Origin of the sequence: Pseudomonas sp. KCJK9058, from assembly GCF_046230975.1 — a bacterium.
In the GTDB taxonomy this organism is placed as follows: Bacteria; Pseudomonadota; Gammaproteobacteria; order Pseudomonadales; family Pseudomonadaceae; genus Aquipseudomonas; species Aquipseudomonas alloputida.
In genome coordinates this window covers 20,490-45,279 of record NZ_JBJJLR010000004.1, presented here as the reverse complement: position 1 = coordinate 45,279, position 24,790 = coordinate 20,490, and the positions used below count along the sequence as shown (strand labels likewise).

The 24,790-nt window shown below is 62.5% G+C and carries 18 protein-coding genes; 5 read left to right on the top strand and 13 right to left on the bottom strand.

The genetic code is table 11. The features are described 5' to 3' along the window. Positions 1 to 52 precede the first annotated feature (52 nt). Genes ACK59Z_RS04115 through ACK59Z_RS04105 form a run of 3 tightly spaced genes read left to right on the top strand, consistent with a single transcriptional unit; the run spans position 53 to position 3,064 of the window. Complete coding sequence (locus ACK59Z_RS04115) at positions 53 to 1,228, top strand: FAD-binding oxidoreductase (protein WP_003249456.1); 1,176 nt, start codon at positions 53 to 55, stop codon at positions 1,226 to 1,228. After that, a complete protein-coding gene (locus ACK59Z_RS04110) occupies positions 1,225 to 2,037 on the top strand; it encodes an aldo/keto reductase (RefSeq protein WP_003249454.1) in 813 nt (270 codons plus the stop codon). The genes ACK59Z_RS04115 and ACK59Z_RS04110 overlap by 4 nt, the downstream gene beginning before the upstream one ends. 58 nt (positions 2,038 to 2,095) lie before the next feature. Beyond that, positions 2,096 to 3,064, top strand: a complete 969-nt coding sequence (locus ACK59Z_RS04105; protein WP_409292463.1) for a metal ABC transporter ATPase — start codon at positions 2,096 to 2,098, stop codon at positions 3,062 to 3,064. Between the two features lie 81 nt (positions 3,065 to 3,145). Here the strand turns inward: ACK59Z_RS04105 and hldE are convergent, their stop codons facing one another. The 3 genes from hldE to ACK59Z_RS04090 all read right to left on the bottom strand — a co-directional run bounded on the left by hldE (position 3,146) and on the right by ACK59Z_RS04090 (position 7,697). Then, complete coding sequence (hldE, locus tag ACK59Z_RS04100; protein WP_003249449.1) at positions 3,146 to 4,567, bottom strand: bifunctional D-glycero-beta-D-manno-heptose-7-phosphate kinase/D-glycero-beta-D-manno-heptose 1-phosphate adenylyltransferase HldE; 1,422 nt, start codon at positions 4,565 to 4,567, stop codon at positions 3,146 to 3,148. Positions 4,568 to 4,697: 130 nt separating this feature from the next. Beyond that, positions 4,698 to 6,506: a lipid A export permease/ATP-binding protein MsbA gene (gene msbA / locus ACK59Z_RS04095; RefSeq protein ID WP_003249447.1), complete on the bottom strand. Its 1,809-nt coding sequence runs from the start codon at positions 6,504 to 6,506 to the stop codon at positions 4,698 to 4,700. 15 nt (positions 6,507 to 6,521) lie between these two features. Next, positions 6,522 to 7,697 (bottom strand): O-antigen ligase, encoded by a 1,176-nt coding sequence (locus ACK59Z_RS04090; RefSeq protein ID WP_004576601.1) that lies wholly within the window; start codon positions 7,695 to 7,697, stop codon positions 6,522 to 6,524. Between the two features lie 100 nt (positions 7,698 to 7,797). Between ACK59Z_RS04090 and ACK59Z_RS04085 the strand changes: the two genes are divergently transcribed. After that, positions 7,798 to 8,403, top strand: coding sequence for a hypothetical protein (locus ACK59Z_RS04085; RefSeq protein ID WP_003249444.1), 606 nt, complete (start codon positions 7,798 to 7,800; stop codon positions 8,401 to 8,403). A 3-nt stretch (positions 8,404 to 8,406) separates the two neighbouring features. On the opposite strand, the gene ACK59Z_RS04080 is transcribed toward ACK59Z_RS04085, so the two are convergent. The 9 genes from ACK59Z_RS04080 to putP all read right to left on the bottom strand — a co-directional run bounded on the left by ACK59Z_RS04080 (position 8,407) and on the right by putP (position 19,161). Continuing rightward, positions 8,407 to 9,498 carry a glycosyltransferase gene (locus tag ACK59Z_RS04080; RefSeq protein WP_409292461.1) on the bottom strand — a complete coding sequence of 364 codons (1,092 nt, stop codon included), beginning with the start codon at positions 9,496 to 9,498 and terminating at the stop codon, positions 8,407 to 8,409. Positions 9,499 to 9,535: 37 nt separating this feature from the next. Then, the gene (locus ACK59Z_RS04075; protein WP_033725379.1) at positions 9,536 to 10,309 is read right to left on the bottom strand and encodes a glycosyltransferase family 2 protein; all 774 of its coding nucleotides are present in this window, start codon (positions 10,307 to 10,309) and stop codon (positions 9,536 to 9,538) included. 65 nt (positions 10,310 to 10,374) lie between these two features. After that, on the bottom strand, positions 10,375 to 11,331 hold the full coding sequence (locus ACK59Z_RS04070) for a glycosyltransferase (protein ID WP_003249439.1): 957 nt from the start codon (positions 11,329 to 11,331) through the stop codon (positions 10,375 to 10,377). Between the two features lie 48 nt (positions 11,332 to 11,379). After that, a complete protein-coding gene (locus ACK59Z_RS04065; RefSeq protein ID WP_108191658.1) occupies positions 11,380 to 12,783 on the bottom strand; it encodes a PIG-L deacetylase family protein in 1,404 nt (467 codons plus the stop codon). Next, positions 12,780 to 13,676 carry an antimicrobial resistance protein Mig-14 gene (locus ACK59Z_RS04060; RefSeq protein ID WP_108191659.1) on the bottom strand — a complete coding sequence of 299 codons (897 nt, stop codon included), beginning with the start codon at positions 13,674 to 13,676 and terminating at the stop codon, positions 12,780 to 12,782. The genes ACK59Z_RS04065 and ACK59Z_RS04060 overlap by 4 nt, the downstream gene beginning before the upstream one ends. Continuing rightward, a complete protein-coding gene (locus ACK59Z_RS04055) occupies positions 13,676 to 14,806 on the bottom strand; it encodes a glycosyltransferase (RefSeq protein ID WP_108191660.1) in 1,131 nt (376 codons plus the stop codon). The genes ACK59Z_RS04060 and ACK59Z_RS04055 overlap by 1 nt, the downstream gene beginning before the upstream one ends. Further along, positions 14,790 to 16,547, bottom strand: a complete 1,758-nt coding sequence (locus ACK59Z_RS04050) for a carbamoyltransferase (protein ID WP_003249431.1) — start codon at positions 16,545 to 16,547, stop codon at positions 14,790 to 14,792. Before ACK59Z_RS04050 ends, ACK59Z_RS04055 begins: the two co-directional genes overlap by 17 nt. 192 nt (positions 16,548 to 16,739) lie before the next feature. Beyond that, positions 16,740 to 17,576: a 23S rRNA (adenine(2030)-N(6))-methyltransferase RlmJ gene (locus ACK59Z_RS04045; protein WP_003249430.1), complete on the bottom strand. Its 837-nt coding sequence runs from the start codon at positions 17,574 to 17,576 to the stop codon at positions 16,740 to 16,742. Between the two features lie 106 nt (positions 17,577 to 17,682). Then, a complete protein-coding gene (putP, locus tag ACK59Z_RS04040) occupies positions 17,683 to 19,161 on the bottom strand; it encodes a sodium/proline symporter PutP (RefSeq protein ID WP_003249420.1) in 1,479 nt (492 codons plus the stop codon). A gap of 355 nt (positions 19,162 to 19,516) precedes the next feature. Between putP and putA the strand changes: the two genes are divergently transcribed. Then, entirely contained in the window at positions 19,517 to 23,470 is a 3,954-nt protein-coding gene (gene putA / locus ACK59Z_RS04035; protein WP_409292457.1) for a trifunctional transcriptional regulator/proline dehydrogenase/L-glutamate gamma-semialdehyde dehydrogenase, read from the top strand. Positions 23,471 to 24,034: 564 nt separating this feature from the next. Here putA and ACK59Z_RS04030 read toward each other — a convergent pair. Continuing rightward, positions 24,035 to 24,718: a hypothetical protein gene (locus ACK59Z_RS04030; RefSeq protein WP_108191662.1), complete on the bottom strand. Its 684-nt coding sequence runs from the start codon at positions 24,716 to 24,718 to the stop codon at positions 24,035 to 24,037. Positions 24,719 to 24,790 lie beyond the last annotated feature (72 nt).

Below are 24,790 nucleotides of genomic sequence, written 5' to 3'. Positions count from 1 at the left end.
CTCAGGTATAGCCTGTATACTTGCCAGCTGTCCCAGTCTTCGAGGTACCGCCATGCCATCTGCCATTTCCACTGACGTGCTGATCGTCGGCGCCGGGGTCGCAGGCCTTTGGCTCAATGCCCGCCTGCGCCGCCTGGGCTACTCGACAGTGCTGGTGGAGCGCGCCAGCCTTGGCGGCGAGCAGACCATCAAGTCGCAGGGCATCATCCACGGCGGCACCAAATACGCCCTGCACGGCGCCCTGACCGGTGCCTCGGAAGCCATCGCCGACATGCCGCGCCGCTGGCGCGAGGCCTTGGCCGGCAACGGCGAACTCGACCTCGGGCGTACCCGCCTGCTCTCCGATGCCCACTACCTGTGGTCGCCGGGCACCTTGGCCGGCAACCTCACAAGCTTCTTCGCCAGCAAGGCCGTGCGCGGCCGGGTCGACCAGGTCAAGGGTGACCAGCTGCCACCGGCACTGCAGGACCGCGCGTTCAAGGGCAAGGTGTATCGCCTGGCGGAACTGGTGATCGATGTCCCGAGCTTGCTGGCCAACCTGGCCGAGCTGGCCGGCGAGTCCTTGCTGGCAGGTGAACGCATCGAACCCTTGCGTGAAGGTAATGCGTTGGTCGGCCTGCGCGTGGACGACCGGGAAATCCGTGCCCAGCGCATCGTATTGAGTGCCGGAGCCGGCACCGAAGGCTTGCTGCAGGCGCTGGGCCTGGATCAGCCGGCCATGCAAACCCGCCCGCTGCACATGGTCATGGCCAAGGGCCCGAACCTGAAACCTTTGTACGCCCACTGCCTCGGCGGCGGGCCCAAGCCGCGGGTAACGGTGACCACCCATCCGGCAGCCGATGGCCAGTGGGTCTGGTACCTCGGTGGGGACCTGGCCGAAGCCGATGGCGTGGCGCGCGAGCCTGCAGCGCAGATTGCTGCAGCGCAGAAGGAAATCGCCAACCTGCTGCCCTGGGTCGATCAGAGCCTGGTGCGCTGGGCCACACTGCGCGTCGACCGCGCTGAGCCTGCACAATCCGGCCTGGCACGCCCGGACAACGCCTTCCTTGCCGACCAGCAGCGCCTGCTGGTGGGCTGGCCAACCAAACTGGCACTGGCACCGGACTTCAGCGACCGGGTAATCAGCCACCTGGAGCGCGACGGCATTCGTCCACAAGCACAGGCCGACCTGGCCGACCTCCCACGCCCTCCACTGAGCGTACCGGCCTGGGAGCAGTTGCTGCCATGAGCCTGCCAACCCTGCACGCATTCCATCGCCCGCTGGGCAGCACCGGCCTCACGGTCTCTCCACTGGGCCTCGGCACGGTCAAGCTGGGCCGCGATCAGGGCGTGAAGTACCCCACTGGCTTCACGATCCCCGGCGATGAGGAAGCCCGCCTGTTACTGGCCCAGGCCCGCGAGCTTGGCATCAACCTGATCGACACCGCCCCGGCCTACGGCCGTAGCGAAGAACGCCTGGGCCCGCTGCTGCGCGGCCAACGTGATGAATGGGTAATCGTCAGCAAGGTCGGTGAAGAGTTCGAGGAAGGCCTGTCGCATTTCGACTTCAGCGCTGCCCACACCCGCCGCTCGGTGGAGCGAAGCCTGCGCCGGCTCGAAACCGACCGCATCGAACTGGTGCTGGTGCATTCCGACGGCAACGACCTGGCCATCCTCGAACAGCAGGAGGTCTACCAGACCCTGGCCGAACTCAAGCAGGAGGGCAAGATCCTCGGTTTCGGGCTGTCCGGCAAGACCGTCGCCGGCGGCCTGAAGGCACTGGAGCAAGGCGACTGCGCCATGGTCACCTACAACCTCAACGAACAGGCAGAACGCCCGGTGCTGGACTACGCTGCCGAACACGGCAAGGCCATCCTGGTAAAGAAGGCCTTGGCGAGCGGGCATATCTGCCTGGCCCCGGGCGTCGACCCGGTGCAGGCCAGCTTCGAGCTGCTGTTCGCCCACCCGGGTGTCAGCAGTGCTATTGTCGGCACCATCAACCCGTTGCACCTGGCCCATAACGTGGCCACCGTCGCCCGTATCCTGGGCCAGCATTGAGTTACCTCAGGCTCCCGATTCAGGGACTGGAGACTGACCCGACGCAAGGAGGAGCCTCGTGGCGCGAACGCTGATCCGCAAGAACCCGAGCAACTTCAAGACACTGCCACTGCATGTCGAGGCCACGCCCGAAGGCTTGATTTACCAAAGCATCGGCATGCCGCTGAACTTTGCCCAGACCCAGCAACGGCGCAAGGCCATCCAGTTACCCGATACACAACACTTCGTGGTCGAACTGGCCAACCTGGGCGTGTCAGTGCGCCTCACGCTGCATTGGCAGAGCCGCGATTACTGGGTACTGGTGCGTCAGCGCCGACAAGACCGTGGCGATGTGGTACTGAAACTGATTTCCGGTTATGTACCGGCGCAGGAGCTGAACCTGCCGCTGCACACGGCCGTACAGGAAGTGGCCGAGGAGTGCCTGCTGGAAACCCCGGAAGGTTGGCTGGGCGGGCGCTTCAACGACACCTGGCTGCCCATCCCCTACGCCGCCGCCCTGCACTACCGCGAAACACCCCACTTCGTGCTGGCTCCGGAGTCCGGTGCCGCACGCCCGGTGCATTGCGGCAAGCTGATGCTCCTGGAGCGCCCACGGGCCTATGTGCACCTGCCCACCGCTTCGCTACAGCTGATCTATGACATGCGCCTGCAAGTGCCCCGGGACGCCAAGAAACTCAGCTTGTTCCACGTTGACGAGCGGCTGGAGGGCGACCAACTGGTGGCGCGGCTCAACCGCAAACGCCCCGACCTGTACCTGATGCCATTGAAGGACGGCCAGCCACTGGCAGAGCTGTACACGCTGAAAAAGGATGAGCTGGTGCCGGCGAGTACGCGTGGGCTGTACCTGGCAGAAAGTTTTGCCCGGCAGGAAGGCTGGGTGGTGGCAGATGAACGGGTACGCTGGAAGGATTGGGTGAAGCAGCAGGGGTTGGTGGAAAGCAAGCCCGCAAGGGCGTCGCACTTGCAACGGTTTGGCGACAAGGCGCGAGCGCTGCTGGAGCGGGCGCGGACCTCGCTGAACAAGTGACATCCCGGGAGCTTTCGCCTGCTTGCTGGGGCGGGTAAACCCGCCCCAGCCGAGGGCCGCCGCAACGGCCCCAAGGTCAGATCAGTTCTTGCGAATTTTCTCGACAATCGCCGTGGTCGAGCTGTTCTCGACCAGCCCCAGCACCTTCACGGTGCCGCCATAGCCCTTGACGATATCAGCGCCAACCACTTGGTCGATGCCATAGTCTCCACCCTTGACCAACACATCCGGCTTGACCTGGCTCAGCAGGTTTTCCGGGGTGCCTTCCGGGAAACTGATCACCCAGTCCACCGCGCCCAAACCGGCCAGCACGGCCATACGCCGGTCAACGCTGTTGATCGGCCGGCCCGGCCCTTTCAGGCGGCTGACCGAAGCATCGTCGTTTACCGCAACGATCAGGCGATCACCCTGAGCCCGCGCCTGTTCCAGGTAGGTGACATGCCCGGCATGCAGGATGTCGAAGCAGCCATTGGTAAAGACGATCTTCTCGTTGTGCGCCCGCGCGTCATCAATGGCCAGCAGCAGTTGCTCAAGGCCCAGCACGCCGCGTTCGGAGCCTTCCTCACGCTGGATGGCCCGGCGCAGCTCAGGGGCGCTGATGGCAGCCGTACCCAGCTTGCCGACCACAATGCCCGCCGCCAGATTGGCCAGGGCCACCGCATGGGGCAGGTCCTCACCCGCGGCAATGGCTGCGGCAAGGGTGGAGATGACAGTATCGCCGGCACCGGTCACATCGAACACCTCGCGTGCCCGTGCAGGCAGGTGCAACGCAGGCTGACCAACGCGCAGCAGGGTCATGCCATGCTCGCCGCGTGTGACCAGCAGGGCGCCCAGGTCCAGGTCCTGCAGCAACTGCAAGCCCTTGGCGACCAGTTCGGCCTCATCGACGCAACGGCCAACGATGGTCTCGAACTCGCTGAGGTTCGGGGTAATCAGGCTGGCGCCACGGTAGATGGAAAAGTCCTTGCCCTTGGGGTCGGCCAGCACCGGAATGCCCTTGGCCCGCGCCGCCTGGATCAGGTTTTGGTGGTTCTTCAATGCACCTTTGCCGTAGTCGGACAGGACCAGCACCTTGACGCCTTCGAGCAGGCTGTCGACCTCCGCGCCCAGCGACAGTGGGTCGGTGGCGAACGGCTCTTCGAAATCGATACGCAGCAGCTGCTGGTGACGGCTCATGACCCGCAGCTTGACGATAGTCGGCTGGTGCGCGATGCGCTGGAATACCGAACGGACACCGGCAGCCTGCAGGCTGTTGGCCAGGCTGTCAGCAGCCTCATCCTGGCCGGTGACGCCGATCAGCGAAGCCGGCGCGCCCAGCGCAGCAATGTTCAAGGCAACGTTGGCCGCGCCGCCGGGGCGATCCTCGATTTGATCGACCTTGACCACCGGGACTGGCGCTTCAGGCGAAATACGCGAAGTACCGCCATGCCAGTAGCGGTCGAGCATGACATCGCCGACCACCAGTACCGGGGCTTGATCGAAACGCGGCATGGACAACTTCATGGGCAACCCATATGGAAATAATGAACAGGGGCAGGATATTAGCACAGGGTAGTCAATGGCTTTATGGCCAGATCATCCCTGGAAAATTCCCGTGACAATCGGGGCCATAACGGCCCCGATCAAGGAGGGTTCAGGTGATATCGGCCTTGGCCGGCTCATCCAGCCCCATGGCATGCAGACGGGCATAATGGCCATTAGCCGCAAGTAGCTCGGTGTGAGTACCGCGCTCGACCAAGCGGCCCTGGTCCATCACCAGGATCTGGTCAGCCTTCTCGATGGTCGACAGGCGATGGGCAATCACCAACGTGGTACGGCCTTGCATCACGTGGTCCAGGGCGGCCTGGATATGCCGCTCGGACTCGGTATCCAACGCCGAAGTCGCTTCGTCGAGGATCAGCAACGGCGCGTTTTTAAGCAGCGCACGGGCAATTGCCAGGCGCTGGCGCTGGCCCCCGGAAAGCAGTACACCGTTCTCACCCACTTCGGTATCGAAGCCCTTTGGCAGCCGGTCGACGAATTCCTTGGCATAGGCATCGGCCGCGGCGGCTTCGATGTCTGCGCGCGGCGCGCCGGCCAGATCGCCATACGCGATGTTGTTGGCCACGGTGTCGTTGAACAAGGTGACATGCTGGGTGACTTGCGAAACATGGCGACGCAGGTTGCGCAGGCGATAGTGCTCGATCTCCACGCCATCGAGCAGGATCTGCCCCTTGTCGTGGTGATAGAAGCGTGGAATCAGGGCCGCCAGGGTAGACTTGCCACTGCCGGAGCGGCCGACCAGGGCGATCATCTGCCCGGGCTCGGCGACAAAACTGATGTCGCTCAACACTTCACGCTCGGTACCCGGGTAAGTGAAGCTCAGGTTGCGCACTTCCAGGCGCCCTTCCACGCGTTCCTTCTCGACCGTACCAGTGTCCACTTCAGGCGCTTCGTCCAGCTGCTCGAAGATGCTTTCGGCACCTGCCAGGCCCTTCTGGATGGTCGAGCTGACTTCCGACAACTGGCGAATCGGCTTGGGCAGCAGGCCGGCAGCAGTGATATAAGCCACCAGGTCACCGGCAGTGGACTCACCGCGCAGGAACAGTACCAGGAACATCAGCGCAGCCATGGCGCTGTAGATCACCAGCTGAAGCATCGGCGTGTACAGCGAGCCGGTCTTGGTCATGCGCAGTTGCTTGTCGGTGTTGCTCTGGCTGGCCTGGCCGAATCGCTGCTGTTCGTAAGCCTCGCCACCGAAGCTACGGACCACGCGGTAACCCTGGATGGTTTCCGAGGCAACGTGGGTGACGTCGCCCATGGCTACCTGGATCTTCTTGCTCTGCTTGCGGAATTTCTTGCTGGCGATGCTGACCATAACCGCGATCACCGGCAAGATGGCGACCATCACCAGGGTCAGGTGCCAGTTCATCCAAAGCAGGTAGGCAAACAGGAACACCACGGTCAGGCCTTCGCGGATTACCACCTTGATGGCGTCGGTAGCGGCGCCGGTGACCATGGTCACATTGAAGGTAATGCGCGAAATCAGGTGCCCGGAGTTGTGGTTGTCGAAGTAGCGGTTGGGCAACACCAACAGCTTGTTGAACAACGCCACCCGCAGGTCATGCACCAGGCTCAGAGAGACCTTGGCCAGGAAGTAGTTGCCGAGGAACGAGCCCAGGCCCTGCCACGCAGCGATCAGGATGATCAGCAGCGGCACCGCCTGCAGCAATTGCAGGTCACGCAGGTAGGGGACGTTGGGGAACAATACCGCTTCGGGGTTGCTCAGCCCATCGACGAAGTACTTGAGAATGCCGGCCAGCATTGGCTGGGTCGAGGCAAAGATCACGAAACCGACAATGCTCAGCAGGAAAATGCCGACATAGGGTTTCACATAGCTCAACAGCCGGAAGTAGATCTTCAGGCTGGAGGTGTGCTCCGCTGGTCGCGGTGTTTCGGCCATTATCGAGCTCGCTGTTCAGGTTGAACCGGCAATTTTACCACAGGCGTCATTTTCGGCACGCCCCCATGGCAGCAACATGGCAAGGCCCACCGGCAGCCAGCTGATGAACCATTCGGCACGTGGCGTACCGGTGAGGCTGGCGGCATCGAACTGCATGGCCAGGGTCGAGTAGACCCAGAAGCCCAGCAGGACCTTGCCGAGCAGGGTGCCACGGGCGCGCACGATTTCGCCCAGCGTGAACAGCCACACCATTACCCACAGCAACATGCCGGGCAAGCCCATCTCAACGGCAACATGGGTGAACATGTTGTGGGTGTGATCGAAGTGCATGCCGACGGCGCTCACTTCGTAAGCAGCCCCCAGACCAAGACCAGTCCAAGGGTGCGCGGCTATCATCTGGACCACGGCATGGAAAATTTCCGGCCGGTAGGACGAGCCCCGTTGGGCGATAACGTCGTACACGGCCAAAAAGGCCAGGCCGGTGGCAAGCAGTGCCAGAACAGAGAACACCCGGCTGTGGCGGTCACGGAACCACAACGGCGCCATCACCACGGTAATCACCAGTGCCAGAACCGCACCACGGCTCTGGCTGAGCATGGCGAAGGCCCCCAGGCAAGCCAGTGCCGCCAGCCACAACACCTGCAAGCCACGCCGCCGAGGTGGCTCGTAGAGCATCAAGAGCACAGCCGAACCAATGACATAGGCCCCCAGGATGGGGTGGGATATTTCGCCGATACCCGCCAGCCTGAACAGCAGAGGCGCACGCTGCACCCCATAGAACTTGATGATGGAGACTAACGCAGCGATGGCCAGCAGCGCGCTGCCAAGCAGCAATAACTGACGAATGCGGGCTTGGCCAAGCTGGGCCAACAGCGGAAACGCCAGCAGGAACACCAGGATGTAGAGCAAGCGCTTGAGCTCGCGCATGGGCTCCTCGGCGGGCGACCATGCCAGGCTCAGGCCGCTCCAGGCCAACAGAAGCAGCACACTCCCCCACAGTGCCGGTTGCCGCCTCCAGGCTTGCACCAGCACACCTCGGGCCGACCAAGCCAATACCAGCGTTGGCAGCCATAAGAACAACACCAGACCTTGCTGATAAACCTTGTTGCTGGGTGCCAGGGCAATCGCCGCCAGGAACCAGACCAGGCCCAAACCTAACCACGCTTGTGCCCAGTTTTTTTGATACAACATCCTTTCCCCCGATGAATCAGAAACACCATCCATGGTGCTACAGCATTATTTTCGGCATTATTGCCGGTCATTTTGATCGCCAGACGACAAGGCTCTATTCATGCAATGCTCCCGGCTCACCCAGGTCGACTTCGATCAGCTGACACTCGGCGCACAGGTGCTTGAGGCAGACAGCCATGGCGCCAAAGTCTACCTGCTCACAGATGGAAATTTCCTCAAGGTTTTTCGTAGGAAGCGGCTGATTTCATCTGCACTGCTACGTCCTTACTCGCAGCGTTTCGTCGATAACGCCGCGCGCCTGGCGCAACTGGGCATCCCTACCCTCGAAGTGATCAGCCAGCACAAGCTCGACCTGCCGGGCCGCACTGCGGTGCTGTATCGCCCGCTACCTGGGCGGACGCTGCTGCAGATGTCGCGCGATGACGGCTTCAGCTGGGACACGTACCTGCCACGCCTGATCGAACTGATCCGCCAGTTGCACCGCAGCGGCGTTTATTTCCGCTCGCTGCACTTGGGCAACGTGGTGGTCACCCCCGACCAGCGTCTGGGCTTGATCGACGTGGCCGACATGCGCTTTCTGCGCCCGCCACTGTCAGCCCGCATGATTCGACGCAATGTGCAGCACATGGTGCGCTATATCGAGCGGGAAAACCTGGGCGACCGGTTCCCCCTTGCCGCCTTCGAGGCAGCCTTGCTGACACGCTGAGCGTCAACTGCGCAACAGGCTCTGCGAGCCGCTGCAGAACGCCTGCCAGGCCTGCTCCGGTGCCAGTGCCTGGCGCTGCTTCGCGGCGATCGTCGATGCACTGAGCACCGCACAGCGCTCGATCGCCTCAGCCCAGGCGCTTTCGTCGGCAACCGGCAGGTAGCCACCCGTGTCGCGCAACTGCTCGCGGAACACCTCCAGGTCGCTGCACACCACCGGTACGTCGGCCATCACCGCCTCTTGCACCACAAGCCCCAGGCCTTCGGAACGCGAAGGTACCAATAGCCAGTCGAATGCCCGATACAGCTGCTGCAGGTCTTCGCGGTGACCGCGCAGATGAACGCGCTCGGCCAGGCCCAACGCGTCGATACGCTGCTGCAGCACGGCATGCTGCGGCCCCTCGCCAATGATCGCCAGCTGCAAGCCCGGTTGCCGTGCACTGGCCCTGGCGAATGCCTCGATCAGCATTTCGAAGCCTTTGCTCTCTACCAATCGCCCTACCGCACCCAGCATCACCTCGGCGCCCTGAGGCAACTTCAGCGCCTGCCTGGCCTGGTCCCGGTTCAGCAAAGGCTCGACGAATGCAAGCGGGTCGAGCGCCATGCGCAGCGTCTGCACCGGCCTGCCCAGGTCACGCTCCAGCGACTCGGCCAACGTCTGTGATACCGCCGCGATACTCAGACGCTCGGACGGAAAACTCTGCAACAAGCGGATATCGCTGGCATGCAGACGCGTCTTGCCATGGAACAGGACCTTGGCACGTACGTGCCCGATGCGCTGCAACAACGGCAGCACCAACCGGGCGACGCCAATACCATCGAGCAGCACCACTTCTGCCCCGGCCTCGGCCAATGCCTTGCGCAAGCGCATACGCAGCCACGGGCGCAGCAAGCGCCACAAGTGCCGCCCTTTGAGCGCACGTGAGGGCATATGCCATTCCCGGGTCGAACCGAGCCCACAGCAGAGCCCGCTCCCCAGCAGCAGCCAGTTACTGATCCGGGCATCGGCACCCGCGTTCGACAAGACCTGCCGGTGCACCTTGTGGATGGACATGTACGGCGTTCCACCCGCCCACATCATATTGACGATGTTCATGGGCCCTCTCCCGCTCAAGTCAGGTGGGACAGCGACTTCATTGAACAAAAATGGTGATTCCCATGCCGATCAAGGCCCCCGCAACCAGCGTCAATGCCAGCTTCAACCGATCACGCTGACGACGCTTGGCCTTACGCTCCACTTCAATGGGCAAGGTCACGTGATTGCCGAATCCAGTGTGCAATACTGCGTCACCCTCCAAGGTGACCGCTGTCAGATTTAACTCAGCGTAGCGGCGGGAAAGCGCCTTTTCTCCAGCATAGGCGGCAAATGGCGCACAGCGCTGGTAATCGCTCAATCGGCGCAGCCCAGGGTTGAGCGAGAACGCCTGCCACTCGGCCTTGTCGGACAGCAGCGGATAGCACGGCACCCCAGCGATCACCTGGCGATCGCCCAAGTGGATGTACGGGCTGTGGATGGCCAGGTCGTGGGCATGGCTGCGCAACCACACCTGCAAGATGTTGGGACTGACATCCAGGATGGCCTGCGAGTCTTCGACAAAGCCTTGGCGATAGAATTGCCAGTCGTCTTCGCAGTGAAAAATGTACGGCGTCTTGACCTGGCTGTAAGCCAGGTCGATAGACGGCAACTGGCCAAGTTTGGGCCGGTTGACGAACACCTTGCAGTACGGCTTCCAGTGCGCCGGCACAGCGGCATGCACAGCATCGTCGCCAGAGTCTTCGGTGATGAATACCTCGCGAATGGGCGCGGTGTTGTAGCGATCGAAACTCTCAAGGGTGTCTTTGAGCAGATCGAACCGCCCACAACTGGTCACGACAAGCGTGACGTCACTCTCATTTGAAAAGCGCACCGGATTCCCTCCGCATTACGACTGTCGGCCTTCAACAACCCGCTCCTGGGCGTGAAAGCTCTTATTTAGATGCCCAGCTTCAGACGCAGCCGCTGCCACGCAGACAGTGGCGGATGGGGCCTGAGCGCAGGGCGCATGTGGTCGACGATGCTACGTCCAACTGCGCCGAAACTAAAACGGGAAACCGCCAGATGGCGGCCATTTTCTGCAATCTGCCGTGCTAGCTCGGGGTTGGCGCGCAAGCGACGGAGTTTTTCCTGAAGGGTCGGGATGTTGTCATAGAACACCACGTTGTGCATGTCTTGCAGGCCCAGCGCACGGTTCTCTTCCTCGCCCTGGTCGTATGCCAGCAACACACAGCCACAGGCCATGGCTTCGAAGTTCTTGATCATGTACTCGCCCATGCCGACATCGGCACTGACGAAGAAACGAATACGGTTGAGCGTGTTGCAGTAGTCCTCACCCGACTTGGTACGGGTTACCAGCAGGTTCTCGACCTGCCCCAACTCGTCCAGCAGTGCCTTGCGGCCACTGTAGGCCACGCTGTTGACGCTGCCGACAAAGGCCAGTTCGATATCACGCTCTCGCCCTTGGTCGGCCAGCAACTGCTCGTCATAGCCCTTGGGCACGAACACCGCGTCAAAACCTTCCTGGCGCAAGCGCTCGCTGACCATGTAGCCGGAGCTGATCACCCGTGCCCATGGCAACTGACGGTAATGAGCGCTGAACTTGCCGGTGTACTTGCACGGGATGTAGTTCTGGTAGGCGTCGTGCTCGAGAATCACCAGGTTCGGCACAGTGCGGATGAAGGCCACCTGACGGATCTCCTGCTTGAAACGCAGGAAGAACACGATGCGGTCATAACGCTCGACCTGCACTTCACGCTTGAAGTAACGGCGCAGGTTGCGCTGATCCTGGCTGGTCAGCCAGCGCAGGTCGCACTCGCAGTTGGCCGCGACGCCATCGTACAGGCGGTCAAGAATCGCCCGCTGTTCCTTCTGCACCAGAAATAGGACTTTCATTGCTTTCCTTGGGCGCTCTGCGCCTTCGCGGTCAACCATGGGGCGTGCTTACAGCTCACGCCGCCAGAACAGTTCGTGTCGGCGCACGGCCTTGCGGAAGAATTCGTTCTCCCCATAAGGCGATGGCTGTCGCCCGGCAAGCCAGCGTTGCAGCAGACGGCGCAGGCGGCGCTTGAACGGTGCCGGCGGCTGCAGGTCGTGCATCATGCCCAGGGCCATGGCCTTGTCGCGCTGGGTCGCGCAGTCCAGCACCAGGCTGCAGGGCGCCCAGGCCTGGGCAGCGCTCAATTGCGGCGGCAAAGCCACGCCATCGCCACTGTCGCCCATCGGCCAGCGGTCGTTATCGTGCAGGTGGTTGGCGTAGCACAGCAAGGTTTGTGGCTGCCAGGCCATACCTTGCAAGGCTTCCAGCACCGCCGCCTGAGCGCAGATATGGTCCGGATGGGGGTCTAGCTGCGGGTGCGGCATCACCAGCACCTCTGGCTTGGCCCGTTCCAGCAAGGCTCGCAGGTCGGCCAGCAGGTTGTGCCAGGTGGGTGCGCCATCACGGTCGCCCGGTAACGGGAACGGGTTGAACTGGCGGAACACGCGGATATCGGCCAGGTCGGCTTCACGTGAGGCCGCTGGCTGGTCGGGGGCGGCCTGCATGGCAGGCAGCTGCAGGCAAAAGTAGCCCAGCTGTATGCAATGCGACTCCGGCACCCCGGCCCAACGCGGCACGGCGATGCTGTCCCAGGCACGCAGGCGCCCCTTCAACCGCGCGGCCTCGGCCTTTGCCAGGCCCATCTGCTGGTAGTGCTCGGCCTCTATCTCACCGGCGGTCAGGGTCACCACCCAGCTTTCGTCGGCCTGGCTGTACAAACCATACGCGGCCAACTCGGCGTCGTCGGCATGTGGCGCGATCACCATCACTCGGCGCCGCTGCAGCTCGACCGAGGGGGTTATCCACAGACGCAGCTGACCCTGCAGCCGGCAATGCCGGCCGCGCAGTCGCAACGTACCGGCCTGCAGTGGCGCAGCAAGGCCGGTCAGGTTAAGGAAGCGCACCCCATCGACGCCACGCTCGAACGTTTGCCGATCGGCCTGTTCGCCAGCCAGCAGCTCGACCCGAGGGTCGAGAAAGCGCCCCAACCAGCTGCTCTTTAGCCGCAGCTCAAGCACCAGGGTTTCGTTGCCCTGCAACGTGCAATCAGCCTTGAGCCAGCCATCGTGCAGGCTGGCAGGAACCTGCCGCACCTGATCGCCGAAGTCGTAGGCATAGTCCTCACCCGGTGCGTAGAACAGGTGGTCGGCAAACCAGGCCTCATGGGCAGCCCAGAGCAGCGGCAACAACAGCAGTGGCAACCACCACCAGCTGAATACACCGAGGGCGACCAGCGCAACCAGGCCCGCCAGCAGCCCTAGGCGTTTGTTGCGCCGGTGGCGCTTGAGCAACTGCTGCTTGCGGCTCACGCTTGATACACCGGCACAGGGTTGCACCAGCGGTCCTTGTACTCACGATCAGCACGGCCGAACGAGAACCGCAGCGGCTTGTTGCGCGCCCGGGCATCTTCCCAGGCGGCCTGGGTATTAAGGAAGCTCAGCACGCTGCCTGGGCTGAAGGCCTTGGTTTCAGGGTCGACGCCGCCATTGATGTACTCGACGCTAATCCATTCCGGTGCTTCGACGCGGTACACCAGCTGGATGGCAATCGGTTTACCGTCCAGCAGCAGCACCGAGCCGATCAGCAGCTCGCGCAAGCGGTCCAGCACATCGGCCATACGCTCGGCACCGGTGGCAGGGAACCCCCAGCGGCGCAGGAACAGGTCGCAGTACATGCTGGCGATTTCCTGAGCACTGAAGTCGCTGATCGGGCGTACCACACCACCCGCTTCTTCCAACAGGCGAAGTTCACGGCGCTGGTTGTAGCGGAACTTCTTCGACAGGTCTTCAGGCGCCCGGGCCATGGCCAACTGCTCCTTCTGCGCCTTCAGGCCGCTGAAGCGGCCCTGGTTCAGTTCGGACAGGTAACGCATTGTATGGCGCAACGGCGCAGCGGCATCAGACGCCGCCGGCAGAATGATCTCGGCATTACCGAGGTCGAACAGGGCCTTCTTGCCAGCACGCTTCAGCACGTCCTTGGACAGCGCCAGATGACGCCCCCAGGCCGGGATGGCGGCTTTCAGCTCGCCAGCCTGGTGCCAGCCCAGGTAACGCACCGGGATCTGTGCCAGGTCCGCCAGTTGCTCGACCACCAGCGGATGGGTGGCAACACTGCCGCCAAAGCGCGCCCACGCCTGGGCATAAGCCTTGGCATCGATAGCTTGCCAACCGCGTTCGCGGAAGGCCTGGATACGATTGAGCATCAGGCCTGCCCCACCAACGCGCGCACCTGTGAGAGTTGCCAGAAGGCCTCGCGCACCGCCTGGTCAGAGAAACGCTCACGCAGGCGCTGCAGCATGTGCCTGGCACAGGCCTGGCGCTGCTCAGCGTCCAGTACGGCCATGTGCTTCAGGCCCTGAGCCAGCTGCGCGGCGTCGCCCAGCGGGAACAGCACGCCAACGCCCTCGACCACTTCGCGGGCACCGCCACAGGCCGTGGCCAACACCGGTACACCGGCAACCATCGCTTCGAGCAGGACCATGCCGAACGGCTCGTGATCGGAACTCAACGCGAACACGTCGAACGCCTGGAAATAACGGCGCGCATCCGGTACCTGGCCAAGAAAGTCGACTTGCCCGGCAATACCAAGTTCGGCGGCCAACGCCTTGAGCTTGGCCTCCAGGCGCCCCTTGCCGAGGATTGCCAGGCGGGCGCCAGCCGGCAGCCCCGGCAATGCCTGGGCAAAACCGCGCAACAGGGTGGCCTGATCCTTATCAGGGTGCAGGCGCCCGACATTGCCGACGATCCACGCCTGAGCATCCAGGCCCAAGGCCTGGCGTGCGTCAGCGCGCGGCACCAGGGCTGCTTGCAGGGCGTCGATGTCGATGCGGTTGTAAAGGGTCTGGATGCGTTCGGCCGGCCACTGCGGCAAGCAACGGCGCATATCGTCACGTACCGCGTCCGAAACACCCAGCAGGCTCAGACGCTTGCCGAACAGGTTCGCGAACAGGCGGCGGCCTTTGCGCTGGTAGTCGCCAAAGGCATGGTGCACACCAATCACCGGCAGGCCGGTCCCCAGCAGGGCAACGTAGATCGGCTTGAAGCGATGGGCGATGCAGAAAGCGAAATTGCGCTCGGCCGCAATGCGCCGCAATGCGCGGATGGCGCCGAGTTTCAGGCCACGCACGGCCTTGGAGCTGAACTCAAGGAACAGCACCTCGTCCGACGCACAGCCAGCCGCCACCTGCGCGTCGGCGGCGCCGGTGAGGAACACCGTAGTCACCCGGTACCCACGCCCCTGAAACAGGCTGGCGTACTGACGGGCGCAGTCCAGGAACGGCCCGTCATAGCCATGGCAGAACTGCAGGATGCGCGGTTCAGAGCGGCTGGTCATACGGGGCCGCGCCGTCCTTCACAACCAGGATGTCTTCCATGATCAGGTACTGCAGGTCCGAGCCGAAGAACATGTTCAGGGCATCGGTCGGCGAGCAGATCATCGGTTCACCACGACGGTTCAGCGAGGTGTTCAGCGACACGCCGTTGCCCGTCAGGTCTTCCAGTGCCTTCATCATGTCGTAGTAGCGCGGGTTGTACTCGCGCTTGAGCACCTGGGCACGCGAAGTGCCGTCCTCGTGCACCACTTCCGGCACGCGGGTTTTCCACTCTTCAGCAACTTCGAAGGTGAAGGTCATGAACGGCGCGGGATGGTCGACCTTGATCATCTGCGGGGCGACAGTGTCGAGCATCGACGGGCAGAAAGGTCTCCAGCGTTCGCGGAACTTGATCTGGTGGTTGATGCGGTCAGCCACGCCTTCCACGCTTGGGCAGCCGATGATCGATCGGCCACCCAGGGCACGCGGCCCGAACTCCATGCGGCCCTGGAACCAGGCAACCGGGTTGCCATCGACCATGATCTGGGCGATCTGCTGCGGCATGTTCTCGAGTTTGCGCCACTTTGGCTGGTTCGGGTGACGGGCGCAGGCGGCGATCACGTCTTCGTTGGAGTACGACGGGCCGAGGTAGACGTGTTCCATCTTCTCGACCGGAACGCCACGGGCGTGGGACACATAGGCAGCGGCGCCAACGGCAGTCCCGGCGTCGCCGGAAGCCGGCTGAACGAACAGCTCTTTCACGTCCGGACGGGCGATGATCTTCTGGTTGAGCTTGACGTTCAGCGCACAGCCGCCGGCGAAGGCCAGCTTGCCGGTTTCACGCAGGGTGTCGCCCAGGTAATGGTCGATCATCTGCAGCGCCAGTTTCTCGAACAGCGCCTGCATGCTGGCGGCGTAATGGATGTACGGCTCGTCGGCGATGTCGCCTTCGCGCTTGGGGCCCAGCCATTCGATCAGCTTTGGCGAGAAGTAGAAGCCCTTGCCCTTCTCTTTGTAACGGCGCAGGCCGATAACGTTGGCGTACTCGGTGTTGATGACCAACTCGCCGTTTTCGAAGCTGGCCAGACGCGAGAAATCATACTTGCTGGCGTCGCCATACGGCGCCATGCCCATTACCTTGAACTCGCCATCGAGCATTTCGAAGCCCAGGAACTCGGTGATGGCACCGTAAAGGCCACCCAGCGAGTCCGGGTCGAAGAATTCCTTGATCTTGTGGATCTTGCCGTTTTCGCCGTAGCCAAAGAAGGTGGTGGCGTACTCGCCCTTGCCGTCAATGCCGAGGATTGCGGTTTTTTCCTTGAAGCCCGAGCAATGATAAGCACTGGAAGCGTGGGCCAGGTGGTGCTCGACCGGCTCGATCTTGACCTTTTTCGGGTCGAAGCCCAGTTGCTCCAGGCACCAGACGATCTTCTTGCGATAGCGCTTGTAGCGACGGTTGCCCATCAGGATGGCATCGAGCGCACGATCCGGGGCGTACCAATAGCGCTTGGCATAGTGCCACCGCGCCTTGCCGAACAGGCTGATCGGGGCGAACGGGATGGCTACCACGTCGACGTCGGACGGCTTGATGCCTGCCTGTTCCAGGCAGAACTTCGCCGACTCGTAGGGCATGCGGTTCTTCGCATGCTTGTCACGCACGAAGCGCTCTTCTTCGGCGGCGGCAATCAGCTTGCCGTCAATGTACAGGGCCGCGGAAGGGTCATGGCTAAGGGCGCCGGACAGGCCAAGAATCGTCAATGCCAAGGGATTAGCCTCTTCATTCGGTAAAAATGCGCCAGCGGCCTCTTGGGCGGATGGCGGCTAAAGGGCGGGATTATAACGCAAACATTGGAGGCACACCGCCCCCTTGTAGGAGCGGGTTCACCCGCGAAGCAGGCAACGCGGTGGATGGCACCGGCGTCGCCGGTGTTCGCGGGTAAACCCGCGCCTACAGGTTTACTCGGCGATCAGCCAGTCCATGCGGTAACTGCCGGCGGTCTGTGCCAGCTCTTTGGCCAGCCATGGCAGCAGCTCCTTAAGTTCATCCTCCAGCCCCCACGGCGGGTTGGCGATGGCCAGGCCAGAGCCGTTCAGCCCCTGAGGGCTGTCCTGGTGATGCACATACAGCTCAACCCGCAACAGTTTCGGCGCGCCAGTGCTGGTCAGGTCCTGGTAATAGCGGGTCAGCGAACGCTGGTCTTTGATCGGGTACCAGATGGCCACAACCGTCTGGCGCATGCGGCCGATCGCCTCTTTCATGGCAGTGGTGCAGCGCTTGAGCTCATCGGCCTGCTCGAACGGCGGGTCGATCAGCATGATCGCGCGCTTTTCCTGCACCGGCAGCAAGGCCCGCGGCACATGCCAGCCTTCACCCAGGTGCACGGTCACGCGCGGGTCTTTTTTCATGTTTTCTTTAAGGAGCGGCCCGTCTTCGGGGTGCTTCTCGTTGAGCAGGGCGCGGTCCTGCTGGCGCATCAGGCGACGGGCCAGTTCGGGCGACCCCGGGTAGTAGCGCAGCTCGCCATCGGCATTCAGGCGCTTGATGATGCGCAGGTAGTCGTCGGCCATGGCCGGCAGGTCATCGCGATTCCACAGGCGGGCTACGCCTTCCAGGTACTCGCCGGTACGGCTTGCCTGATCGCCCTGCAGGTCGTACAGGCCGAGCCCTGCGTGGGTATCGATATAGGCGAACGGCTGCTCCTTGCGCGACATCAGGGCGATGAGGCGGGTCAGCACGATGTGTTTGAGGACGTCGGCGTGGTTGCCGGCGTGGAAGGCGTGACGATAGTTCATGGCAACTCCTGCGAAGGCGGCAAGTTTACCTTGCCTTGCAGGCGGAGTCAGGCCTGGCTGCTGATTGGCGGCACCCGCAAAGCAGGCACCGCCAATTCAACGGGTGTTACTTGTCGGCGTGATACGCCGCATCAGCTGCTTCGAAGCGCTTGACCATCGCCTGCGAAGGGCTGCCCAGCTTGCTCACCAGAACAATGGCGATGCTGGCGAACAGGAAGCCCGGGATGATTTCGTACAACCCGAGGGTGTCGAAGTTCTTCCACAGGATCACCGTCAGCGCACCCACCACGATACCAGCCAGCGCACCGTTACGGGTCATGCCTTTCCACAGCACCGAAATCAGCACCACCGGGCCGAAGGCGGCACCGAAGCCGGCCCAGGCATAGGCCACCAGGCCCAGCACGCGGTTTTCCGGGTTGGAGGCCATGGCGATGGCGATCAGGGCCACGGCCAGCACCATCAGACGGCCGACCCACACCAGTTCGACCTGCGAAGCATTCTTGCGCAGGAAGGCTTTGTAGAAGTCTTCGGTCAGGGCGCTGGAGCACACCAGCAGCTGGCAGCTCAGGGTACTCATGACTGCGGCCAGGATGGCCGACAGCAGGACACCCGCAATCCATGGGTTGAACAGGATCTTGGCCAGCTCGATGAACACACGTTCGTGGTTCTCGCTAACCGGGCCTGCCAGTTCAGGATGAGCCGAGAAGTAGGCGATGCCGAAGAAGCCAACGGCGCAGGTACCCGCCAGGCACAGGATCATCCAGGTCATGGAAATGCGGCGCGCCTTGGCGATGGACTTCACCGAATCAGCGGCCATGAAGCGCGCCAGGATATGCGGCTGGCCGAAGTAACCCAGGCCCCAGCCCATCAGCGAGATGATGCCGATGAAGGTGGCACCCTTGAGCATGTCGAAGTTCGCCGGGTTCACCGCCTCGATAGCGGCGAAGGTCTGGTCGAAGCCACCGGTGGAGATCAGCACGATTACCGGGGTCAGGATCAGCGCGAAGATCATCAGCGAAGCCTGTACGGTATCGGTCCAGCTCACCGCCAGGAAGCCACCCACGAAGGTGTAGGCGATGGTCGCCGCTGCACCAGCCCACAAAGCGGTTTCGTACGACATGCCGAAGGTGCTCTCGAACAGACGGGCACCGGCCACGATGCCGGAGGCACAGTAGATGGTGAAGAACACCAGGATGACGATGGCGGAAATGATACGCAGCAGCCCGGTATTGTCTTCGAAACGGCTGGAGAAGTAGTCCGGCAGGGTCAGCGCGTCACCGTTGTGCTCGGTCTGCACGCGCAGCCGGCCGGCCACGAACAGCCAGTTCAGGTAGGCACCCACCGTCAGACCGATGGCGATCCAGGCCTCGGACAGGCCCGCGAAGTAGATGGCACCGGGCAGGCCCATCAGCAGCCAGCCACTCATGTCGGAGGCACCGGCAGACAGCGCGGTAACCACGCTACCGAGGCTGCGACCGCCCAGAATGTAATCGGAAAGGTTGTTGGTAGCGCGATAGGCGGCGAAGCCGATCAGCACCATTGCTGCGATGTAGATCACGAAGGTGATCGTTAGTGGATTGCCCATGCGTGTGCCCTGGCGTTTGTTTTTATCATGCGCAACCACAGCGATGGCGGTTGCACCCAGGCGGCGAATGCTATGCAACAACGCAAAGAAGGTGCAACCATTTTTCTTTTGCAAGTTGCACCTACCCGTGCATTTTCCGACAAAGCCCGCTTCTTGCTCCTTTCAGGAGCAAAAAACCGAGTTTTCAGAATAAATCGCACCGAAAACGCCCCTTTTCAGGGTATGGGAATAGCTGTCGGACGAGTTGCACCTTCCACACGAAAAATTAGGGTTGCACCTGGTTGCACCCGAATTGTCCTACAGATACTCTTGACGCCAGCTTAGGCCACAACCGTGGCAATAACGAGGATAAGAAATGGCGACTACCACCCTTGGGGTCAAACTCGACGACCCGACCCGTGAGCGACTCAAAGCAGCTGCGCAGTCCATTGACCGCACGCCGCACTGGTTGATCAAGCAAGCGATCTTCAACTATCTGGAGAAGCTCGAGGGTGGCGCCACCCTGACCGAACTCAACGGTCATGTCAGCAACCTGGCCGACGATGCCGGTGAAGTCCAGGCCGACCACAGCCACCAGTGCTTCCTCGAATTTGCCGAAAGCATCTTGCCGCAGTCGGTACTGCGCTCGGCGATCACCGCGGCCTACCGCCGACCGGAGCAGGAAGTGGTGCCGATGCTGCTGGAGCAGGCGCGCCTGAGCGCGCCACTGGCCGAAGCCACCAACAAGCTGGCCGCGGGCATTGCCGAAAAGCTGCGCAATCAGAAAAGCGCCGGCGGCCGTGCCGGTATTGTCCAGGGCCTGCTGCAGGAATTCTCGCTGTCGTCTCAGGAAGGCGTGGCGCTGATGTGCCTGGCCGAAGCCCTGCTGCGTATCCCCGACAAAGGTACCCGTGATGCGCTGATCCGCGACAAGATCAGTACCGGCAACTGGCAGCCGCACCTGGGCAACAGCCCGTCACTGTTCGTCAACGCCGCCACCTGGGGGCTGCTGCTGACCGGCAAGCTGGTCAGCACCCATAACGAGACCGGCCTCACTTCCTCGCTCACCCGCATCATCGGCAAGAGCGGCGAACCGATGATCCGCAAGGGCGTCGACATGGCCATGCGCCTGATGGGTGAGCAGTTCGTCACCGGCGAGACCATTGCCGAAGCCCTGGCCAACGCCAGCCGTTTCGAGGCCAAAGGCTTCCGTTACTCCTACGACATGCTCGGCGAAGCCGCACTGACCGAGCACGACGCGCAGAAGTACCTGGCGTCCTACGAGCAAGCCATCCACTCGATCGGCAAGGCCTCGCATGGCCGTGGCATCTATGAAGGCCCAGGTATCTCGATCAAGCTGTCGGCACTGCACCCGCGCTACAACCGCGCCCAGTACGAGCGCGTGATGGAAGAGCTGTACCCGCGCCTGCTGTCGCTGACCCTGCTGGCCAAGCAGTACGACATCGGCCTTAACATCGACGCCGAAGAAGCCGACCGCCTGGAGCTTTCGCTGGACCTGCTCGAACGCCTGTGCTTCGAGCCATCCCTGGCTGGCTGGAACGGCATCGGCTTCGTTATCCAGGCCTACCAGAAGCGCTGCCCGTACGTGATCGACTACGTCATCGATCTGGCCAAGCGCAGCCGCCACCGCCTGATGATCCGCCTGGTAAAAGGCGCCTACTGGGACAGCGAGATCAAGCGTGCCCAGGTCGAAGGCCTGGAAGGCTACCCGGTCTATACCCGCAAGGTGTACACCGACGTGTCCTACGTCGCCTGCGCCCGCAAGCTGCTGGCCGTGCCAGAAGCCATCTACCCGCAGTTCGCCACCCACAACGCCCACACCCTGTCGGCCATCTACCACATTGCCGGGCAGAACTATTACCCGGGCCAGTACGAGTTCCAGTGCCTGCACGGCATGGGCGAGCCGCTGTACGAGCAAGTGGTCGGCAAGATTGCCGATGGCAAGCTGAACCGCCCGTGCCGCGTGTATGCACCGGTCGGCACCCATGAAACGCTGCTGGCCTACCTGGTGCGCCGCCTGCTGGAAAACGGCGCCAACACCTCGTTCGTCAACCGCATCGCCGACCACTCGATTTCCATCCAGGAACTGGTCGCCGACCCGGTGGCCAGCATCGAGCGCATGGGTACCCAGGAAGGCAGTATCGGCCTGCCGCACCCACGCATTCCCCTGCCGCGCGACCTGTATGGCACCGAACGGGCCAACTCGGCCGGTATCGACATGGCCAACGAACACCGCCTGGCATCGCTGTCCTGCGCCATGCTGGCCACCGCTCACAATGACTGGAAGGCTGCCCCGCTACTGGCCTGCGCCGCCAGCGAGAGCGCTGCCGCACCGGTGCTGAACCCGGCTGACCACCGCGACGTCGTCGGCCATGTGCAGGAGGCCACCGTTGCCGACGTGGACAACGCCATCCAGTGCGCACTGAACGCCGCACCGATCTGGCAGGCCACCCCACCAGCCGAGCGTGCTGCCATTCTGGAGCGCACCGCCGACCTGATGGAGGCCGAGATCCAGCCGCTGATGGGCCTGCTCATCCGCGAGGCCGGCAAGACGTTCGCCAACGCCATTGCCGAAGTGCGTGAAGCCGTGGACTTCCTGCGCTACTACGCGGTGCAGGCACGTAACGACTTCAGCAACGACGCCCACCGCCCACTGGGCCCTGTGGTGTGCATCAGCCCATGGAACTTCCCGCTGGCGATCTTCACCGGCCAGGTGGCCGCAGCCCTGGCTGCCGGCAACCCGGTACTGGCCAAGCCTGCCGAGCAAACCCCACTGATCGCCGCCCAGGCCGTGCGCCTGCTGCTGGAAGCTGGCATCCCAGAAGGCGTGCTGCAGCTGCTGCCTGGCCGCGGTGAAACCGTCGGAGCCGGCCTGGTCGGGGACGAACGCGTCAAAGGTGTGATGTTCACCGGCTCCACTGAAGTGGCCCGCCTGCTGCAGCGCAACGTCGCTGGCCGTCTGGACAACCAGGGCCGCCCGATCCCGCTGATCGCCGAAACCGGCGGCCAGAACGCGATGATCGTCGACTCCTCGGCACTGACTGAACAGGTCGTGATCGACGTGGTGTCCTCGGCCTTCGACAGTGCCGGCCAGCGTTGCTCGGCCCTGCGCGTACTGTGCTTGCAGGAAGACTCCGCCGACCGCGTAATCGAGATGCTCAAGGGCGCCATGGCTGAAAGCCGCCTGGGCTGCCCGGACCGCCTGGCCGTGGACATCGGCCCGGTGATCGATGCCGAAGCCAAGGCTGGCATCGAGAAGCACATCCAGGGCATGCGCGAGAAAGGCCGCCCGGTCTACCAAGTCGCTATTGCCGATGCTGCCGAGATCAAGCGTGGCACCTTCGTCATGCCAACCCTGATCGAGCTGGACAGCTTCGACGAGCTGAAGCGCGAAATCTTCGGCCCCGTGCTGCACGTGGTGCGCTACAACCGCCGCAATCTGGACCAGCTGATCGAGCAGATCAACAACTCTGGCTACGGCCTGACCCTCGGCGTGCACACCCGTATCGACGAGACCATCGCCAAGGTGGTGGAAACCGCCAACGCCGGCAACATGTACGTCAACCGCAACATTGTGGGTGCAGTGGTGGGCGTGCAGCCGTTCGGTGGTGAAGGCCTGTCGGGTACCGGCCCGAAAGCCGGCGGCCCGCTGTACCTCTACCGCCTGCTGTCGACCCGCCCGGCCGACGCCATCGGCCGCCACTTCCAGCAGCAGGACGGCGAAGGCAAGCCGGATCGCACCCTGCACGAACAGCTGGTCAAACCTCTGCACGGCCTGAAGGCCTGGGCCGAGAACAACCAGCTGGCCGACCTGGCCGCGCTGTGCAGCCAGTTCGCCAGCCAGTCGCAGAGCGGCATCGCCCGCCTGCTGCCTGGCCCGACCGGCGAGCGCAACAGCTACACCATTCTGCCGCGTGAGCACGTGCTGTGCCTGGCCGACAACGAAACCGACCTGCTGGCGCAGTTCGCCGCAGTACTGGCCGTTGGCAGCTCGGCGGTGTGGGTTGACGGTGAGCCGGGCAAGGCCCTGCGCGCCCGCCTGCCGCGTGAGCTGCAGGCCAAGGTGAAGCTGGTCGCGGACTGGAACAAGGATGAAGTAGCGTTCGACGCCGTGATCCACCATGGCGACTCGGACCAACTGCGCGGCGTATGCCAGCAGGTGGCCAAGCGAGCCGGGGCGATCGTTGGGGTGCACGGGCTGTCCAGCGGTGATCACCAGATTGCGCTGGAGCGCCTGGTCATCGAGCGCGCGGTGAGCGTGAACACTGCAGCGGCAGGCGGTAACGCCAGCCTGATGACCATTGGCTAATGGCTGAGGGTTGTTGAAGAAGAAGGAGAGCCTCGGCTCTCCTTTTTTATGCGTACATGTCCTGAAGCAGGGGCTGGACTAACAGGTGCTCACCAGAACGTGGTCATGCCAACGGTGACTTGGGTGTCTTCTGTTGTTACCGTTTATCCCCTGGAATTTCTCGGCTGCCTGGGCCGGTCCTTTCGCGGGTAAACCCGCTCCTACACCGGATCAGTGGCGGACACAGGTCGGTGGATGGACACAGGCCGTCGTGTAGGAGCGGGTTCACCCGCGAAGAGGCCGGACCTGCCGGCCAGTTTCTACCCGTCGTTCACCGTTGCCGCCACCACCGTATTCGCGGGTAAACCCGCGAATACACCGGATCAGTGCCGGACACAGGTCGGGGGTTGGACACAGGCCGCTGTAGGGTTTACCCGCGAAAGGACCCGTCCAGACAGACATATAAAATAGCCTTGCAGGAGGCTTCTACCCCAGCATCGTATTGTCTTCAAGGAAAGCGGAAGCGCGGTGTGGATCGGGGACTATCCGGAGCTCCCCTCCGACAGAGCTTCGGCCAAAAATTGCTCAAACCATTGGTGAAAGCGCAATCAAAGCAAACAGCTGTGCTGCCATAAGCGCAATACCCAGCAGCATCCAAAGCCAATTGGCCAGCGTGAACCGGCTGTTGGCCTTCCCTTCTTTGTCACCCGCACAGAAATTGATGCCCTTCTGCATGAACACCAGAATGATCAGCCAAGCTGCCTGAATGGCTAAGCCCGCAAAATAGGCCGGCCACAGCTGGCCTTCCAACACGACGCTGGCAACCACCCAGACAACGCAAAAACCGTAATAGCCCAGCGTGAGCCCCAGGATGGACCACGGATAGGTTTTACCTGAGTCGCGAATATGGTCATTTACCCTTCTCAATAATGGATAGATGAAGAACACTGCAAAAGCGCTTCGCCAGAACGGACTTACGCGCTCTCCCGTTTTCTCTCTATGCAGACTCCAACTTTGATAGAAGCAGTAAACCCAGTAGAAGCCCAAGGTAAAGAAATTCATTACACCAAATTTCATGGGTGAGACTACGAAGAACGGAACCTGGTTGCCGTTGGCCTCAGCCAAGTCAGCGTGGTGGGCATCACTCATCTGAAACGTTTCCTTGTGAACACCAAAACGCACATTCAAGGCCAACTGATATTCGATCCGCAGCAGTCCATTTCCGATCTGGATTGCGGGAAACGTCTCCATATTCTCCCGAGCAGGCATTACACGACCTGACCTTGCGTTGGTTTCACCAATAACCGGCAGGCTTCCCGGCGTTCTCAACCCATATCACGC